16 protein-coding genes are annotated in these 16,579 nt (G+C 65.5%); 6 read left to right on the top strand and 10 right to left on the bottom strand.

The window, feature by feature from the left end; translation table 11 throughout:
• From P8Q88_RS02980 to plsY, 4 genes are all read right to left on the bottom strand, one after another.
• Positions 1-183 carry a hypothetical protein gene (locus P8Q88_RS02980; protein WP_278322337.1) on the bottom strand — a complete coding sequence of 61 codons (183 nt, stop codon included), beginning with the start codon at positions 181-183 and terminating at the stop codon, positions 1-3.
• Positions 183-2,756 (bottom strand): type I DNA topoisomerase, encoded by a 2,574-nt coding sequence (gene topA, locus P8Q88_RS02975; RefSeq protein WP_278322336.1) that lies wholly within the window; start codon positions 2,754-2,756, stop codon positions 183-185. Before topA ends, P8Q88_RS02980 begins: the two co-directional genes overlap by 1 nt.
• 306 nt (positions 2,757-3,062) lie before the next feature.
• A complete protein-coding gene (gene dprA, locus P8Q88_RS02970) occupies positions 3,063-4,160 on the bottom strand; it encodes a DNA-processing protein DprA (RefSeq protein WP_278322335.1) in 1,098 nt (365 codons plus the stop codon).
• Positions 4,157-4,762: a glycerol-3-phosphate 1-O-acyltransferase PlsY gene (gene plsY / locus P8Q88_RS02965; RefSeq protein WP_278322334.1), complete on the bottom strand. Its 606-nt coding sequence runs from the start codon at positions 4,760-4,762 to the stop codon at positions 4,157-4,159. Before plsY ends, dprA begins: the two co-directional genes overlap by 4 nt.
• 110 nt (positions 4,763-4,872) lie before the next feature.
• Here plsY and murI point away from each other — a divergent pair, with 110 nt between their 5' ends.
• From murI to P8Q88_RS02940, 5 genes are all read left to right on the top strand, one after another.
• Complete coding sequence (murI, locus tag P8Q88_RS02960; protein ID WP_278322333.1) at positions 4,873-5,673, top strand: glutamate racemase; 801 nt, start codon at positions 4,873-4,875, stop codon at positions 5,671-5,673.
• Positions 5,674-5,781: 108 nt separating this feature from the next.
• Entirely contained in the window at positions 5,782-7,002 is a 1,221-nt protein-coding gene (hemA, locus tag P8Q88_RS02955; protein WP_278322332.1) for a 5-aminolevulinate synthase, read from the top strand.
• Between the two features lie 2 nt (positions 7,003-7,004).
• On the top strand, positions 7,005-7,283 hold the full coding sequence (locus P8Q88_RS02950; RefSeq protein WP_278322331.1) for a YdeI/OmpD-associated family protein: 279 nt from the start codon (positions 7,005-7,007) through the stop codon (positions 7,281-7,283).
• Between the two features lie 57 nt (positions 7,284-7,340).
• Positions 7,341-8,570, top strand: coding sequence for a cell wall hydrolase (locus P8Q88_RS02945; protein ID WP_278322330.1), 1,230 nt, complete (start codon positions 7,341-7,343; stop codon positions 8,568-8,570).
• Between the two features lie 62 nt (positions 8,571-8,632).
• Positions 8,633-9,328, top strand: a complete 696-nt coding sequence (locus tag P8Q88_RS02940) for a nitroreductase (RefSeq protein ID WP_278322329.1) — start codon at positions 8,633-8,635, stop codon at positions 9,326-9,328.
• A 20-nt stretch (positions 9,329-9,348) separates the two neighbouring features.
• On the opposite strand, the gene P8Q88_RS02935 is transcribed toward P8Q88_RS02940, so the two are convergent.
• The 4 genes from P8Q88_RS02935 to P8Q88_RS02920 form a co-directional block, all read right to left on the bottom strand.
• Positions 9,349-10,008, bottom strand: coding sequence for a potassium channel family protein (locus tag P8Q88_RS02935; protein WP_278322328.1), 660 nt, complete (start codon positions 10,006-10,008; stop codon positions 9,349-9,351).
• Positions 9,998-11,326 (bottom strand): TrkH family potassium uptake protein, encoded by a 1,329-nt coding sequence (locus tag P8Q88_RS02930; protein ID WP_278322327.1) that lies wholly within the window; start codon positions 11,324-11,326, stop codon positions 9,998-10,000. Before P8Q88_RS02930 ends, P8Q88_RS02935 begins: the two co-directional genes overlap by 11 nt.
• A gap of 51 nt (positions 11,327-11,377) precedes the next feature.
• The gene (locus tag P8Q88_RS02925) at positions 11,378-12,580 is read right to left on the bottom strand and encodes a type III PLP-dependent enzyme (RefSeq protein WP_278322326.1); all 1,203 of its coding nucleotides are present in this window, start codon (positions 12,578-12,580) and stop codon (positions 11,378-11,380) included.
• Between the two features lie 196 nt (positions 12,581-12,776).
• On the bottom strand, positions 12,777-13,352 hold the full coding sequence (locus tag P8Q88_RS02920; RefSeq protein ID WP_278322325.1) for a LemA family protein: 576 nt from the start codon (positions 13,350-13,352) through the stop codon (positions 12,777-12,779).
• Between the two features lie 68 nt (positions 13,353-13,420).
• Here P8Q88_RS02920 and P8Q88_RS02915 point away from each other — a divergent pair, with 68 nt between their 5' ends.
• Complete coding sequence (locus tag P8Q88_RS02915) at positions 13,421-14,386, top strand: DUF3137 domain-containing protein (protein WP_278322324.1); 966 nt, start codon at positions 13,421-13,423, stop codon at positions 14,384-14,386.
• Here P8Q88_RS02915 and P8Q88_RS02910 read toward each other — a convergent pair whose 3' ends face one another.
• Both P8Q88_RS02910 and P8Q88_RS02905 read right to left on the bottom strand, forming a co-directional pair.
• Positions 14,387-15,565, bottom strand: a complete 1,179-nt coding sequence (locus tag P8Q88_RS02910) for a carboxynorspermidine decarboxylase (protein WP_278322323.1) — start codon at positions 15,563-15,565, stop codon at positions 14,387-14,389.
• Positions 15,565-16,503, bottom strand: a complete 939-nt coding sequence (locus P8Q88_RS02905) for a peptidyl-alpha-hydroxyglycine alpha-amidating lyase family protein (RefSeq protein ID WP_278322322.1) — start codon at positions 16,501-16,503, stop codon at positions 15,565-15,567. The genes P8Q88_RS02910 and P8Q88_RS02905 overlap by 1 nt, the downstream gene beginning before the upstream one ends.
• Positions 16,504-16,579: the final 76 nt, after the last annotated feature.

The following is a 16,579-nucleotide window of genomic DNA, read 5'->3' as shown; positions in this document are numbered from 1 at the left end:
TCAGCGTTTCTTCGCCACCTTGATCTTGTTCTTCTTGGCGAAATCCTTGGTCGATTCCTCGCTGCGGCCCAGCGCCTTGGCGATCTGCTTCAGGCCCTGCCCCTTGGCGGCGAGGGTGCGCAGCTGCCCTGCCTCCTCGCCGGTCCAGGGCTGCTTGTGGCGCTCGAAATGCTCCTTGCCCATCAGTCCGCCTTCTTCTTCGCAGCGGGCTTCTTCTTGGGCGCCGCCTTCTTCTTTGCCGGAGCCTTCTTCTTTGCCGGAGTCTTCTTCTTCGCCTTCTTTTTGGCCGGGCCCTTGGCGGCGCGTGCGTCGATCAGTTCGATGGCCTGCGCCTCGGTGACGTCCTCGGGCTTCATGTCCTTGGGGATCGTCGCATTGGTCGTGCCGTCGGTGACGTAGGGGCCATAGCGTCCCGGCATGACCTTCATCTCGCCGCCGCTGGTCGGGTGTTCGCCCAGCGTCTTGATCGGCTCCGCCTTGCCGCGCCCACCACCCTTGCGGTCGGCTGCCTGGGCGAGGATGTCGACCGCGCGGTTCATGCCCACCTCGAAAACTTCGCGCGTATTCTGCAGCTTGCCGTACTTGCCGTCGTGACGGAGGTACGGCCCGTAACGCCCGATGGCGGCCTCGATCTCCTTGCCGGTTTCGGGATGCGCACCGACTATGCGCGGCAGGTCGAGCAGCTTGATCGCCCATTCGAGATCGAAATCGTCGAGGTCCTTGGGGATGCTCGCCCGCTTGGCCTCCTTGCCCTCGCCCATCTGCACATAGGGGCCGAAGCGGCCGCTCTTGCGCTCGATCGGCAGGCCGGTTTCGGGGTGTTCGCCCATCACGCCGTCATCCGCGCCGTCATCGGCATCCTGACCGCCGGGTTTGGCGAACTGGCGGGTGTATTTGCACTCGGGGTAATTGGCGCAGGCGACGAAGGCGCCGTAACGACCACCGCGCAGCGCCAGTCGGCCACCTTCGCGACCCTCGGTCTCGCAGAGCGGGCAATGCCGCGGATCCTTGCCGTCGGCGCGTTCGGGGAAGAGGTAGTCGGCGAGGAAATCGTCGAGGACCTCGGTTACTTCCGAGGGCTTCTTCTCCATCACCTCTTCGGTCTTTGGCTTGAAGTCGCGCCAGAAGGCCTCGAGCAGCTTCTTCCAGTCCTCGCGCCCGTCGCTGACCGTGTCGAGCTCGTCCTCGAGACCGGCCGTGTAGTCGAAGGCCACATATTGCGGGAAGAACCGCTCGAGGAAGGCGGTCAGCAGGCGGCCGGATTCTTCCGCGAAGAAGCGGTTCTTCTCCATGCGGACGTAATTGCGATCACGCAGGGTCTGGATAGTGCTGGCGTAGGTCGAGGGGCGGCCGATGCCGAGCTCCTCCAGCCGCTTGACCAGGCTCGCTTCGGAGAAACGCGGCTGCGGCTGGGTGAAGTGCTGGTTCGCCTCGACGCCCTTTTTCAGCGGGCTGTCGCCCTTGGCGATCGCGGGGAGCAGACCATCCTCGTCATCGTCGCCCGCATCGTCGCGGCCTTCCTGATAGACGGCGAGGAAGCCCGGGTATTTCACCACCTGCCCGGTCGCGCGCAGCTCGTGCTGCCCGGTGGGATCCCGCAGGGTCACGCTGGTGCGTTCGAGCTGGGCGGCGGCCATCTGGCTCGCCATCGCGCGCTTGTAGATCAAATCGTAGAGCTTGCCCTCGTCGCCCGAACCGGCACGGTCGCGGTTGAATTCGGTCGGCCGGATCGCCTCGTGCGCTTCCTGCGCGTTTTTGGCCTTCGTCTTGTACATGCGCGGGCTGTCGGGGAGCGCATGGCCGCCGTAGCGATCGGCCACGGCCTTGCGGCAGGCGGCAATTGCGCTGCCGTCCATGCTCACGCCATCGGTCCGCATGTAGGTGATCGCACCCGCCTCGTAGAGCGACTGGGCGAGGCGCATGGTGTGGCTGGCGGAGAAGCCCAGCTTGCGCGCGGCTTCCTGTTGCAGGGTGGAGGTGGTGAACGGCGGGGAGGGATTGCGCTTGAACGGCTTGGTCTCGACCTCCTCGACCGTGAAGTTCGCAGCCTCCACCGCTTTCTTCGCAGCCGTCGCGCTGCCTTCGTCGCCGAGCGTCAGCTTTTCGAGCTTCTTGCCGTCGAACTTCACCAGCCGCGCGTCGAATTCGCTGCCGTCCTGCTGCAGCTTCGCGATGACCGACCAGTATTCGTCGGGCCGGAAATGCTCGATTTCGATTTCGCGGTCGACGATCAGGCGTAGCGCGACCGACTGCACGCGGCCTGCGCTCTTCGCGCCCGGCAGGCGGCGCCACAGTACGGGCGACAGGGTGAAGCCATAGAGGTAGTCCAGCGCGCGGCGGGCCAGATAGGCGTCGATCAGCGGCTGGTCGAGCTCGCGCGGGGATTTCATCGCATCGGTAACCGCCTGCTTGGTGATGGCGTTGAAGGTGACGCGGTCGACTTCCTTGGGCAGCGTCTTGCGCTTGGCCAGCAGCTCGCGAACATGCCAGCTGATCGCCTCGCCCTCGCGATCGGGGTCGGTGGCGAGGACCAGCCGGTCGGCATTCTTGGCCGCATCGCTGATTTCCTTGAAGCGCTTCTGCTTGTCGCGATAAAGCTCCCAGTCCATCTCGAAGCCTTCGTCCGGGCGCACGCTGCCATCCTTGGGCGGCAGGTCGCGGACATGGCCGTAGGAGGCGAGAACCTTGAAATCCTTGCCGAGGTATTTCTCGATGGTTTTCGCCTTCGCGGGCGATTCTACGATGACCAGTTGCATGGGGTGAATTGCTGTCCCTTACGTGTGCGTATGCGTATACGCGCGAAAATGGGACCGGCTCCGAAAGGGCGTCAAGCGGGATTGATGCGCTTGGCGAATTCTTCGATCGGCGGGTCATTGTGGAACGGGCCGCCGGCACAGGAGGTACCGGGGCGGCCCGTCGCAGGTGCGCCGGGGGGTAGGCGCTCCCGCTATTGAAACACGATGTTGGGCGACCGCGGCGCGGCGATCCATGCCGCGCCCGAACGTCTTTCCTAGCAGAACGCGCCCGAGTCGGCTTGCACAAACGCGTCACTTGCGCAGGGTTCAGCCGGCGAGCGAGACCCTGCCACCTGCATGACGCTCCAGCCGGCCGGCAATCTCGAGCTCGAGCAAGCCGAGCTGGACCGCCGCCGCGGCGCTACCCGACTGGCGGATCAGCTCATCGATGCCGACCGGCGCGGTGGTCAGCAGCGCGGCGATGTCCGCCGGTTCCGCCTCTGCCAGTTCGGATGGTTCAAAATCGAACTGCTCGACCGGTTCGCGGAAGGTGCTGCGTGGCTGCCCGTCGAAACCGCTCAGGAGTTCGACCACATCCTCGGGCGATTGCACCAGCACCGCGCCTTCGCGGATAAGGTGGTTGCAGCCGTGGCTGCGCGCTTCGAGCGGGCTGCCGGGGATCGCCATGACCTCGCGCCCCGCCTCGCCCGCCAGCCGCGCGGTGATGAGGCTGCCGGACTTGACCGCCGCCTCCACCACCAGCGTGCCGCCCGCGAGCCCGGCGATGATGCGGTTGCGGCTGGGAAAGTGGCTGCCGCGCGGTTCGGTGCCCGGCGGCTGTTCGGCGATCAGCAGCCCCTCGCTTGCAATCCGCTCCTGCAATTCGGCGTGCTGCGGCGGGTAGGCGATGTCGATCCCGCTGGCGATCACGCCGATGGTGCGCGGGAACGCGCCCTCATGCGCGGCGCCGTCGATCCCGCGAGCGAGGCCCGAAACGACGGTGAACCCCGCCTCGGCAAGACCCATCGCAAAGTCGCGCGCCAGCTTCACCGCCGCAGCGCTGGCGTTGCGCGCGCCGACGATGGCGACACAGGGTGCGCTGGCGAGTGCCAGGTCGCCGCGATAGGTGATGATCGGCGGCGCGCCGTCGATGGCGCCCAGGAGCGCGGGATAGTCCGGCTGGTCGTGGAACAGGTATTTCGCCCCCGAGCGGCGGACGGCTTCCACCTCCCGCTCGATCGTGTCGGCGGGTGCGGCGCGATAGGGCCTTCCGCCCCTGGTGCCGAGATCGGGCAGCGCCTCCACCGCCTCTGCCGCCGAGCCGAAGCGCGCCAGCAACTGCGCATAGCTGACCGGCCCGATATTGGGCGAGCGCAGCAGGCGGATGCGGGCGAAGGCCTCGCCCTGCGTAAGCCCCTCGCTCACCCCTTGGCGCCCACCTTCGGCTCGGTTCCGTCGAGCAGCCGCCGGATATTGGCGCGGTGGAGGAAGATGATCAGCACGGCGATCACGCCCAGCACCATGGCGAAGGTCTCGACGCCGGCGAACCAGGCGGCGAGCGCGGTGACGACCACCGCAGCCATGCCCGCGACCGAACTGATGCGGGTCACTGCCAGCACGCCGAGCCAGGCAATCGCATAGACCACGCCCAGCGGCCACATCAGCCCGAAGGCGACGCCGGCATTGGTCGCCACGCCCTTGCCCCCCTTGAAGCCAAGCCAGACGGGGAAGCAATGCCCGATGACCGCGAACAGCGCGGCCCAGCCCATGTCCTGCCAGAACCACAACCCGGCGAGATAGACCGGCACGAAGCCCTTGAGCAGATCGAGCAACAGGGTCGCGGCGGCCAGCCCCTTGCTGCCGGTGCGCAACACGTTGGTCGCCCCGATATTGCCGCTGCCCTGCTGGCGGATATCGCCCTTGCCCGCGAGTTTCGCGAGGATCAGGCCGAACGGGATCGAGCCAAAGCCATAGCCGAGCAGCGCGGCATAGAGAGTCGTGATGGTGAAACCGCTTCCGAAATCCATGCCCCGTCCCCTAACCATTCGCCCCGCGCTTGTCGAAGGGCCGTAGTTCTAATAGGCGCTGGGCAAAAGAAAAGCGGCCGCTGGACAGGGTCAGGAAAGACGCAACGATTTTGGACGTACCTCCTTCATCTCCCATCCTCCTGTTCGATTCCGGCGTCGGCGGGCTGACCGTGCTGGCCGAGATGCGCAAGCTGTTGCCAGATGCGCCGGTCATCTATGCGGCCGACATGGCGGGCCTGCCCTATGGCACCAAGTCCGAGGCGGAGGTCGCCGCGCGGGTCGCCGGGCTCCTCGGACGCATGGCCGAACGCTGGCACCCGCGCCTGATCTGCATTGCCTGCAACACCGCCAGCACGATCGCGCTGGGCATGGTGCGCGAGGTGCTGGAAACGCCGATCGTCGGCACGGTCCCCGCGATCAAGCCGGCGGCAGAGCTCACCAGGACCGGTACGATCGGCCTGCTCGGCACCGATTCGACCGTGCGCCAGCGCTATGTCGACGATCTCGAGCGCGAATTCGCGCAGGGCAAGAAACTGCTGCGCTACGGGGCGAGCGGGCTGGTCGCGCTGGGCGAGGCAAAGCTGCGGGGCGAGGAAATCTGCGTCGATGAAGTGACCAAGGCGGCATCCGGCCTGGTGCTGCAGCCCGGCGGGGAAAGCCTCGACACTGTGGTCCTTGCCTGCACGCATTTCCCCCTGCTCGAGCCCGAATTGCGCGAGGCATTCGGCGACGATGTCACCTTCGTCCACGGCGCGCAGGGTATCGGCCGGCGCATCGCGCATCTGGTCGCCGGGCAGGAGTTCGAACGGACCATGCCCGATTTCGCGGTCACGACCGGCCCGCTCGACGATTTCGAACGGCTGGCGGATGCCTTTGCCGATCATGGACTCACGGGCCTCGCCCACCTCTGAAAACTGCGAACGATTCGCAAAGATCGCGGTGGAATTTCGCCGGTTTTGACCCTATGTCGCGCTCGAACACCGCCGCTGGATCGCGGCGCCGCAAACGGGCAATCCCGCGTGAATTACGACCAGATCTTCGACGAAGCGATCGACCGCCTCCATGCCGAGGGGCGCTATCGCGTCTTCATCGACATCCTGCGCAACAAGGGCGCCTTTCCCAATGCGCGCTGCTTTGCGGGCCACAATGGTCCCAAGCCGGTCACTGTCTGGTGCTCCAACGACTACCTCGCCATGGGCCAGCACCCCAAGGTGATCGAGGCGATGGAAGAAGCACTGCACGACGTCGGCGCAGGGTCTGGCGGCACGCGCAATATCGGCGGCAATACGCACTACCACATCCAGCTGGAGCGCGAATTGGCCGACCTTCACGGTAAGGACGGTGCGCTGCTGTTCACCAGCGGCTATGTGTCGAATGACGCAACGCTCTCCACGCTCGCCAAGCTGCTCCCGGGCTGCGTGTTCTTCTCCGACGAACTGAACCACGCCAGCATGATCGCGGGGATCCGCAATTCGGGCTGCGAGAAGCGCGTCTTCCGCCACAACGACCTCGATCATCTGGAAGAACTGCTGGCGTCCGAGGACGAGGCTACGCCCAAGCTGATCGCCTTCGAAAGCGTCTATTCGATGGACGGCGACATCGCCCCGATCCACGCGATCTGCGATCTGGCCGAGAAGTACAATGCGCTCACCTATGTGGACGAGGTCCACGCGGTCGGCATGTATGGCAAGCGCGGCGGTGGCATTACCGAGCGCGACGAGGCCGCGCACCGCATCGACATCATCGAAGGCACGCTGGGGAAGGCGTTCGGCGTGATGGGCGGCTACATTGCGGCCGACACGCGGATCATCGATTGTATCCGCAGCTATGCGCCGGGCTTCATCTTCACCACATCGCTAAGCCCCGTACTGGTCGCGGGTGTGCTGGCTGCTGTGCGCCATCTCAAGTCGAGTAGCGAAGAGCGCGACGGCCAGCAGGCTGCCGCTGCCCTGCTCAAGCAGAAGATGCGCGATGCGGGTCTGCCGGTAATGGACAGCGTGACGCATATTGTCCCTCTGATGGTCGGCGATCCGGTGCGCGCGAAGAAGATCAGCGATATCCTGCTCGCCGAATATGGCGTCTATGTGCAGCCGATCAATTTCCCGACCGTGCCGCGCGGGACGGAGCGCCTGCGCTTTACCCCCGGTCCTGCCCACACTCCGGCGATGATGGACGGCCTGGTCGATGCGCTGGTCGAAATCTGGGACCGGCTGGAAATGGACCTGCGGAAAGCGGCCTGACCATGGCTGCGCCGGCGGATCCCGATTTTCGCCACGCGACGCCGCCTGAAATCGAAACCTTGCTCGCAGCCGATCCTCAGCTTGCCGAACGCTGGGCCGCGCTGACCCCGCTCGCGCGCAACGAATGGATCTGCTGGACCATTTCGGCCAAGCAGGAGGCGACGCGGCAGAAGCGGCGCACCCGCCTGGTCGAGGAGGTGGTCGATGGCAAGAAGCGACCCTGTTGCTGGCCAGGCTGCCCGCACCGGCGCGATTCCGCGCGAAAATGGGTCGATGCCTGACGCAAGGCCGGGCGCCATGCCCCTGTTCAGCCTGGCATTTCGCGCTACATTGCCGTGATGGACGACCCCAAGGCGCCCTGGCTGCGTGACAATGCGCCGCTTGTCGGTGTGCTTGCGATCGTCGTGCTCGCCTTTGTCGTGATGGCTCTTCTCAGGGCGGCACAGGGGCCCGCGCCTGCCCCCTCCCCTTCGGGCCGGGCCATCGTCCCGCCGGTCGAGGCGCTGCCGGCCACGGCGGAAGAGGATGGAACCGTCGCTTCGGTCCTCGCGCCCGATGATGCAAGATCGCGCAATGCGGCCGTGCCGATCGATCCGGCAGCCCTGTCTCCGGCGCGCGCTTTCGCCTTCAATGGCCGGTCCGCCGACCGGGTGCGCGCACGCGACTGTCTGGCGCTGGCTGCCATGGCTGAGGCAGGCGGCGGCGATCCCGACCAGCGTGCGGTAATGCAGGTCGTGCTCAACCGGGTGCGCCATCCCGCTTTCGCCAACACCGTGTGCGGCGTGGTGTTCGAAGGATCGGAACGGCCCACCGGTTGTCAGTTCACCTTCACCTGCGACGGCTCGCTGGCCCGCAGCTATTCACCCGCCATGTGGCGCGCCGCCCGCACCCGGGCAGAGGAAGCCCTGGGCGGCTATGTCGAAAAGCGCGTCGGCACGGCGACGCATTATCACGCGGATTACGTCTATCCCTATTGGTCGCCCTCGCTCGACAAGGTCGCGGCAATCGGGCCGCACCTGTTCTTCCGCTGGCGCGGGTGGTGGGGGACGCGTGGCGCCTTCGCTGCCCGCTATGGCGGGAACGAGCCCGATCCGATGGCTTTGCGCAGCCGAGCGCAATCGGTCGACCGCGAGGACGGCGACCTCACCCCTGCCTCGCTCGCCGAAACCGGCGAGGCGATCCGCTCGATCACCGCCGGGGCCGATGGCGATGCGGTGGATGGAAGCCCCGACGTCGCTGCCGCGCCGGCAATCGCGCCGCTGCCGCTGACGCCGAGCGGATCGCCCAAGGCAGGCGTCCATTTCGTACTGGTTTCGGCCAGCGATGATCCGACGACGCTGGTCGGCCGTTCGCGCGCGCTATGCCCGGGCGAGGCCTTCTGCCAGATCTATGGCTGGTCCGATGCGGGGGCCATGCCCACCAAGCTTCCGCTGGACCGCACCCAACGCGCTTCGCTGGCCTTCGCCTTCCTCGCAGCGCGCGCCGGCAATCCCGAAGTGATCTTCTTCGACTGCCGCCTGTTCCCCTCGCCCGCCGCGGGCCGGTGCCTGCCGCGCGCGCGGCCGTAGCGGATTTTGCCTCGCGGCCGCGCCGCGCTAAGGGCATCGCAAGAGGCAATCAGGAGAGAGCGATGAGCGGCAAGCCGGACATGACACATGAAGAAGTGGTGATGGGGCGACGCTCCATCCGCGGCTATCTCGACAAACCGGTCCCGCGCGCGCTGATCGAGGAAATTCTCGCCATGGCGATGCGCTCGCCTTCGTCCATGAATACGCAGCCCTATCATTTCCATGTCATCACCGGCGAACCGCTTGATCGCATTCGCAAGGGCAATACGGAAAACATCCTCGCCGGTGTGCCCGACAGCCGCGAGTTCCGACGCGGCGAGCCCTTCGCCGGAGTCCATCGCGAACGCCAGATCGGCTGCGCGGTCCAGCTGTTCGAGGCAATGGGGATCGAGCGCGACGACAAGGACGCGCGGCAGGACTGGGTGCTGCGCGGATTCCGCCAGTTCGACGCGCCGGTCTGCGTCATCGTGACCTACGACAAGGAACTTGCCGGCAGCGACGATACCGCTTTCGATTGCGGCGCGGTCACCACGGCGCTGGTCAATGCCGCATGGAGCCGGGGGCTGGGCTGCGTCATCAACTCGCAAGGGATCATGCAATCGCCCGTCGTGCGCGAGCACGCCGATATCCCCGACGACCAGGTCATCATGAAGGCCGTCGCGATGGGCTGGCCCGACCCGGACTTCCCCACCAATCCGGTGAAGATCACCCGCCGCGAGGTAGACGAAGCGGCGCGCTTCGTGGGGTTCGACGAATAGGAGGCCTCGGGCCCGACCCTTCAGATCGCGGAGAATGCCTCGATATCCGCAATCCGCCCTGACACGACAAGTTCGTCGTCGGGGAAAATGATCGTGTCGGGAACGGCGTGGATGAAATCCTCCCCGTCCCGCTTCACGCCCACCACCGTCACGTGATGCTTCTGACGGCAGGCGCTGGTGACCAGCGGGATGCCGACGATAGGTTCGGGTGCCTTCAGGCGCGCGATCGCGAACTCGTCGCCGAAGGAGATGAAATCGAGCAGGCGTTCGTTGAGAAGGTGGGCCACGCGCTCGCCCATGCGCTGTTCGGGGAAGACCACATGCGTGGCCCCGGTGCGCTCGAGAATGCGGGCATGCTTGTCGTTGGTGGCCTTGGCCCAGATGTTCGTCATGCCGAGGTCCGAGAGGGCCAGGACGGTCAGCACGCTCGCCTCGATATCGGTGCCGATCGCGACCACGGCGGCTTCGAAATCGCCCACGCCCAGTTGCTCCAGCGTGCGGACGTCGGTGCAGTCCGCCTCGACCGTCCGGGTCAGATCGCGGGTGAATTCCTGCACCAGACGGGCGTCGCAATCGACGCCGAGCACCTCGTGCCCCATGCGTTCCAGCGTCATGCCCACCGCTGCGCCGAACCGTCCCAATCCGATCACGAGGACCGGTTTACGCCTGTTAGCCGACAATGGGGGTCTCCTCTGGATAACGGAACGCGCGCTCACGCGTACCGAGGGCAAGCGCGGTGGCCACGGTGATGGTTCCGACGCGTCCGACGAACATCAGCACGCAGAGCACGATCTGCGCACTCGGCGGCAGGTCGGCGGTGATGCCGGTCGACAGGCCGACCGTCGAAAAGGCGGAGATGCATTCGAACAGGATATCGTCGAGCGGCAGGCTGCTGACGCTCGCGATGTAGACGGTCGCGACGAAGACCAGCATTGCGGCAAGCACCGTTACGGCCAGCGCCTGGCGCTCGACACGATGGCCGAAGCGCCGCTGGAACGCCTCCGCATCCCGCCGTTGTAGGATTTCCGACACGACGATGGCGATGAGCACGAAGAAGGTGGTGACCTTGATGCCCCCGGCAGTGCCAGCGCTGCCGCCCCCGATGAACATCAGGAAGTAGTTCGTCATGATGGTCTCGTCATGGAAAGCACCGACGTTGAGACTGTTGAAGCCGGCAGTGCGCGGCATCACCGAATGGAAGAAGGCATTGAGTATCTTGCTGCCGATGCCCATCGGGCCGAGCGTATCGGGATTGGCCCACTCCATCGCCAGGATCGCGACGAAGCCGAAGGCGAGCAGCAGGCCGGTACCGGCCACAGTAATGCGTGTGTGCAACGTCCAGTGGCGCCACCGCAGGCGGTTGGCCCGCAAGTCCTGCATGACGGGAAAGCCGAGCGCCGTCACGATCACCGACAGGGCGATGGGCAGCAGGACGATCGCGTCGGTCTGGAAACCCATGACGCTGTCCGAGAAGGAGGAGAAGCCGGCGTTGTTGAAGGCGCTGACCGAATGGAACAGCCCGTGCCACGATGCTTGTGGCAAGGACATTCCGTAACCGCCGGCGAAGCGCAGCGTCAGGATGACCGCGACCACTGCCTCCATGGTCAGCGTGATCACGAGGATCATTTTCAGGACCGAGGCGGCATCACCGGTTTCCAGCCGATTGCGTTCGACCTGCGTGGCCATGCGATCGCTCAGGCGAATGCCGCGTCCGGCCATCAGGCCCAGCAGCGTTGCAGCCGTCATGATGCCGAAGCCGCCGATCTGGAACAGGGCCAGCACGACGGCCTGGCCGAAGCCGGACCAGAAGACTGGCGTGTCGACCACGATCAGCCCGGTCACCGACACGGCGGAGGTGGCGGTGAAGAACGCTGCCAGCAAGGGCGCGCGGGAACCGTCGGCGGTTGCTATCGGCAGGCTGAGCAAGGCCGTCCCGATCGCGATCAGTCCGACGAAAACCGTCGGCACGAGTCGGATCGGGTCACGCAGTGCGTTCATTGCCGGCTTGTCCTGAGGTGCGTTGGCAGCGCAGACCCGCCCCCGGACACGTCAGCGCAGGCTCACCACATTGTCGGCCTGCGGGCGCGAACGGCTGCCGTCGTAAAGGCTCGCCATCGGCTCGTCTTGCACGATGATGCGTTCCGCCGCGCCGAAGCCGTTGAAGTCGGTCTTCATCGCCGCACCGTATGCGCCGAGCATGCCGATCTCGATGTAATCGCCCGCCTGGATGTCCTCCGGCAGGGCGAAGGGGCCGGGCATGTAGTCGGCATCGTCGCAGGTGGGGCCGTAGAAGGCGAAATCCATCTCGGGCTTGATGAGGTCGTCTTCCAGCGCGCGGACCGGGAATTTCCAGTCCACATGCGCGGCATCGAACAGCGCGCCATAGGCGCCGTCGTTGATGTAGAGTTCCTCGCCGCGGCGCTTTTCGACTTTCACCACGAGGCTGGAATACTCCGCGCACAGTGCACGGCCCGGCTCGCACCACAGCTCAGCGTTATAGGCGATCGGCAGGGCGTAGAAGTGCTGATGGATGATCTTGAAGTAATCTTCCAGCGGCGGCGGTTCCATGCCGGGATAGACGCTGGGAAAGCCGCCGCCGACGTCGATCATGTCGATCACGACAGATGCTTCGGCGATGGCCGCGCGTACGCGGTCGATCGCCTGGACATAAGCGAAGGGGCTCATCGCCTGGCTGCCGACGTGGAAGCACACGCCCAGCCAGTCGCAATGCTGGCGGGTCTGCTGGAGCAGCGCGGGCGCTTCGGTGAGGTCGCAGCCGAATTTGGCGGCGAGGCTGAGCGCGGCATGCTCGCTAGATACGCGCAGGCGAATGCAAAGGCGCAGGTCGGTCGCGGCATTGCCTTCTTCGTCGCGGCAGGCCTCGACGATCTTCTCAAGCTCCTCGACGCTATCGAGGCTGAAGGTCTTCACGCCGTGCTGGAAATAGGCTTCGCGGATCGCCCCGGGCGACTTGACCGGATGCATGAAACACAGCGTGGCGTCCGGCAGGGTCGCGCGCACGAGGCGCACCTCGGCGATCGAGGCGACGTCGTAATGCGTCACGCCATTGTCCCACAGGATCTGCAGCAGATCGGGCGAGGGATTGGCCTTCACCGCATAGAGCGACTTGCCCGGGAACTTCTCGACGAAGAATCGGGCGGCGCGCTCGGCGGCGTGCGGGCGGTTGAGGATGACGGGTTCGTCCGGGCGAAGGGCGCGGACTACGGACTTGGCGTCAGGGAAATGCTGCAACTCAAGGGACCCCCTAAACGGTCCTTGCGGACCATGAAACGACAAGCTGCCTTGCGGTTAGGAAGGGTCCTTGGGGCAGCGGGAGCGCGGCGTATAGTTTGTGGGTCATGAAACGCAAGTGAATACACGGCGAAAATGTGCAAGCCCGCCGCGGGGTGCGGCGGGCCTGTGTTGCGATGGATCGCTCCCAATAGCGCTACTGGAAGCTGATCGACGGCACCTGATCCACGGTGCCCTTCTCGCTGTCGTCGAGCCGGTGGAAATCGGCCTCCTTGAAGCCGAGCAGTCCCGCAAAGAGTACGGCCGGGAAGCTCTCGCGCGCGGTGTTGTAGCGCGACACGGCGGCGTTGAGGGCGCGCCGTGCCGCAGCCAGCTTGTCCTCCACATGCGAAAGCTCGCGCTGCAACTCCTGGAAATTGGCCGAAGCCTTGAGGTCGGGATAGGCTTCCCCCAGCGCCAACAGGCGGTCGAGCGCAACGCGCAGGCCCTGTTCGTCGGCCGAGGTAATCGGGCCATTGGCCGCCTGGTTGCGCGCCGAAATCACCGCATCGAGCGTGTCTTTCTCGTGCCCGGCATAGCCTTTGACCGTTTCGACCAGATTGGGAATGAGATCGTGCCGCTGGCGCAATTGCGCATCGATATCGGCCACGCCCTGCTTCACGTTCTGTCGCTGGGCAACCAGCCTGTTGTAGATCACGATCAGCAGGATCACGAGGCCCGCCCCCAGGAACAGGGCGACGGACGTCCAGAATGCGCTGGCGACTTCGAACACGGTGAAACCCCCCTTTTACGTTTCGGACCCTATGATAGAACCAACTGGTTAACGAAGGGAAGTGGGGCGTGATCGAGTATCCCGACGCGGACCGGCTGATGGCGGGCGAGCTTGGCGCTTGGCTGGAAGGTCAGGCGCAGGTGCGCGCCGATGCGGTGGCGCAGTCGTGGGACCGGGTGTGGAAGGCAGGCATGGTGCTGCTGCCGCTGGCCGCCTTCTTCTTCATCCTCGTACCGATCGATTTCACACCGAAGCTGTGGCTGTCGGGCCTTGCTTTTGCGGGCGCCTGGGCGTGGTCGCAAATGCCGAAGCAAAAGGCGAAGAAAGAGGTCAAGACCGGCGTCAACGAGGCCATCGCGGGCGCGCTCGGCCTCACCTACTGCCACGATTGCGAGGCGACCGATGCCTTCGAGACAGCGCGCGAGTTCCAGCTGCTGCCAAAGCACCAGAAACGCGATTTCGAGGACCTTTGGGAAGGCGAGACCGCGGGCCACGATTTCACCCTGCACGAGGCGCACCTGCAGGAACGGCGCGGGTCCGGCAAGAATCGGCGCTGGGTCACGGTATTTCGCGGTGCGATCGTGTCCATCGCGTTCGAGCGGCCGTTCCACGGCACCACGCTGCTGGCAAAGGACGGGCAGTTCAGGAAGCTGTTCGGCGGGGCGAAGGACAGCGTGAAGCTCGACGGGCAGGTGCTGCAACTCGCCGACATGGTCAGCCCCGAATTCGAGGATCGGTTCGATGTCTACACCACCGACCAGACCGAGGCGCGCTGGCTTATCAATCCGGAGTATATCGAGCGGCTGCTCAATCTCGAGCGGCTGTTTCAGGGCAAAGGCAGCGCGGTCGTGTTCACCGGCGGTAACATGGTGCTGGCGCTGGAGGGCGGAAATCTGTTTGAAAGCGGATCGCTCGACCCCTCGGCTGACCGCGCGATGGTGGCACAGACGATTCGCCAGTTCGCCGGGATCGCGGACCTGGCGCTGACCATGAACCGCATCCGCCCCGCGGATCCGGCGCATCGCTACGGCTGATCAACTCAGCCGGTCGCGGAAAGCTTCATAGCCGAACTCGCGGATCAGCTCGAGCTGGTCGGTCTCGCTGTCCCACAGCCAGATGCTGGGCAGCTGCACGCCGTTGAAGGTGTTGGTCTTGACCATCGAATAATGCGCCTGGTCGAGGAAAGCGAAGCGCTTGCCGACCTCCGCCCCGCCGGGAATGCGATAGTCGCCGATGACGTCACCGGCGAGGCACGACGGGCCGCCGATGCGCACCTCGGGCACATCGTGATCGGCCGCTTCGCCGAGCATCGCGGGGCGATAGGGTGCCTCGATAACATCGGGCATGTGGCAGGTGGCGGAGATGTCCGCGACGGCAACCGGCACGCCGTTGAAGCCCGTATCGAGGATCGTGCCCACGAGGATCCCCGCATCGAGCGCCACCGCCTCGCCCGGCTCGAGATAGATTTCCGCGCCGGTATCGTCCTTCGCATCGCGCAGGAATTCGACCAATTCCTCGCGCTGGTAATCGGCGCGGGTGATGTGGTGGCCGCCGCCCATGTTGATCCACTTGAGCTGGCCGAACCACGGCTCGATCGCGTCGAACACCTTGTCCCAGGTGGCGTGGAGCGGCTCGAAATCCTGCTCGCAGAGGTTGTGGAAGTGGATGCCCTCGACACCCTCCATGATCTCCGGCGTCAGCTGGTCGATGGGAAAGCCAAGGCGGCTGCCTGGGCTGGACGGATCGTAACGCGGCACCTCGCCTGTCGGATGCATCGGATTGATCCGCAGGCCGACGTCGAAATCCTGCCCCGCCGCGCGTGCCGCCTCGAGGATCAGCGCCGCACGCTCCATCTGGCCCGGTGAATTGAAGATGACATGATCGGACAGGCGGCAGACCTCTTCCAGCTCGTCCGGCTTGTAGGCCGCAGAATAGGTGGCGATTTCGCCGTCGTAGAACTCGCTTGCGAGGCGCGCTTCCCACAGGCCCGAAGTGCAGACGCCGTCGAGATACTCGCCGATGATCGGCGCAGTCGCCCACATGCTGAACGCCTTGAGCGCGGCCAGCACCTTGATCTCCGCCGCGTCGCGGATCTCGGCCAGCACCTGGCAATTGGCGCGCAGCTTCGCTGCATCCACCACGAAGGCGGGGCTGTCGACGCGGTTGAGGTCGAAATGCCGGAAGGCCCCGGGATCGCCCGCTTTGGTTTCCATTATTCGCTCGGTTCCTGTGCTGGCGAAAGTTCGAAGCGGACCACACGGTCGCCATGGACATCGGCAACATAGGCCATGCCGTCGCGACCGATCGCAATATCGTGCCCGAGGCTGACCTCCGCGTCCTCGCTGCTCACATCGAGAGAGCGTTCCACCGCGCCCTCGGGCGTATAGACGCGCACGATGGCGCCAAACCGGTCCGCCCGGTCCCTGCCCTCGACCGAGACCAGCCAGCCGCCGCCGAGAGTCGCGAGGCCGTAGGGATGACCGCCGGTCGGCGTTGCACGACTTTCCAGCAGCTCGCCCGCGTGGTCGAATATCTGGATCCGGGCGTTCTCGCGATCGGCGACGTAGATGCGCTCTTCATCGACCGCAATCGCGTGCGCGATGCTGAAATCGCCCCAGTCGCGCAGGAATGCCCCGCTGCGGTCGAATTCGGCGATGCGCGTGTTCACATAGCCATCGGCGACGAGCGCCCGGTTGCCGATGAAAGCGGTATCGGCCGGCCTGCCGAAATGCCCTTCGTCCTGCGCGGTGACGCCGCGTTCGCCGAGGACCAGTTGCTCATCGCCGTCATGGCTGAAACGCAATACCTGCTCGCGCGCGACATCGGTGATCCAGATGTTGTCGCCCGCGTCGACCGAAAGGCCGTGCGGCATGATGAAGTCGCCGGCGCCCCACTTCGCCAGCAAAGCTCCGCCGGGTGCGAACATGAACACGGTCGGCTCGGCGATCGGATCGCTTGGAAAGGGTTCTTCCCACGGGCGGCCTGCGCGGTGGAGCACGAAGATGTGACCGTGGCTGTCGGCCGCAACCGCGCTGACCTGCCCGAAGACGGCATCGTCGGGGATGGATGGCCAGTCACTGTCGATCGCTGCGCGCGGCACCTCCTCGCGCGCGGCTCCGCCGCAGGCGGCGAGCAGGACAGCACCAAGCAATATCGGAAGACCCCTCATGCCACGGAGGATTAGCCGCGCTCTCGAAAGCTGCAAGCCCCACGCATGCAAAAAGGGC

Origin of the sequence: Qipengyuania marincola (assembly GCF_029688625.1) — a bacterium.
In the GTDB taxonomy this organism is placed as follows: Bacteria; Pseudomonadota; Alphaproteobacteria; order Sphingomonadales; family Sphingomonadaceae; genus Qipengyuania.
This window is presented reverse-complemented; position numbering and strand designations above follow the sequence as displayed.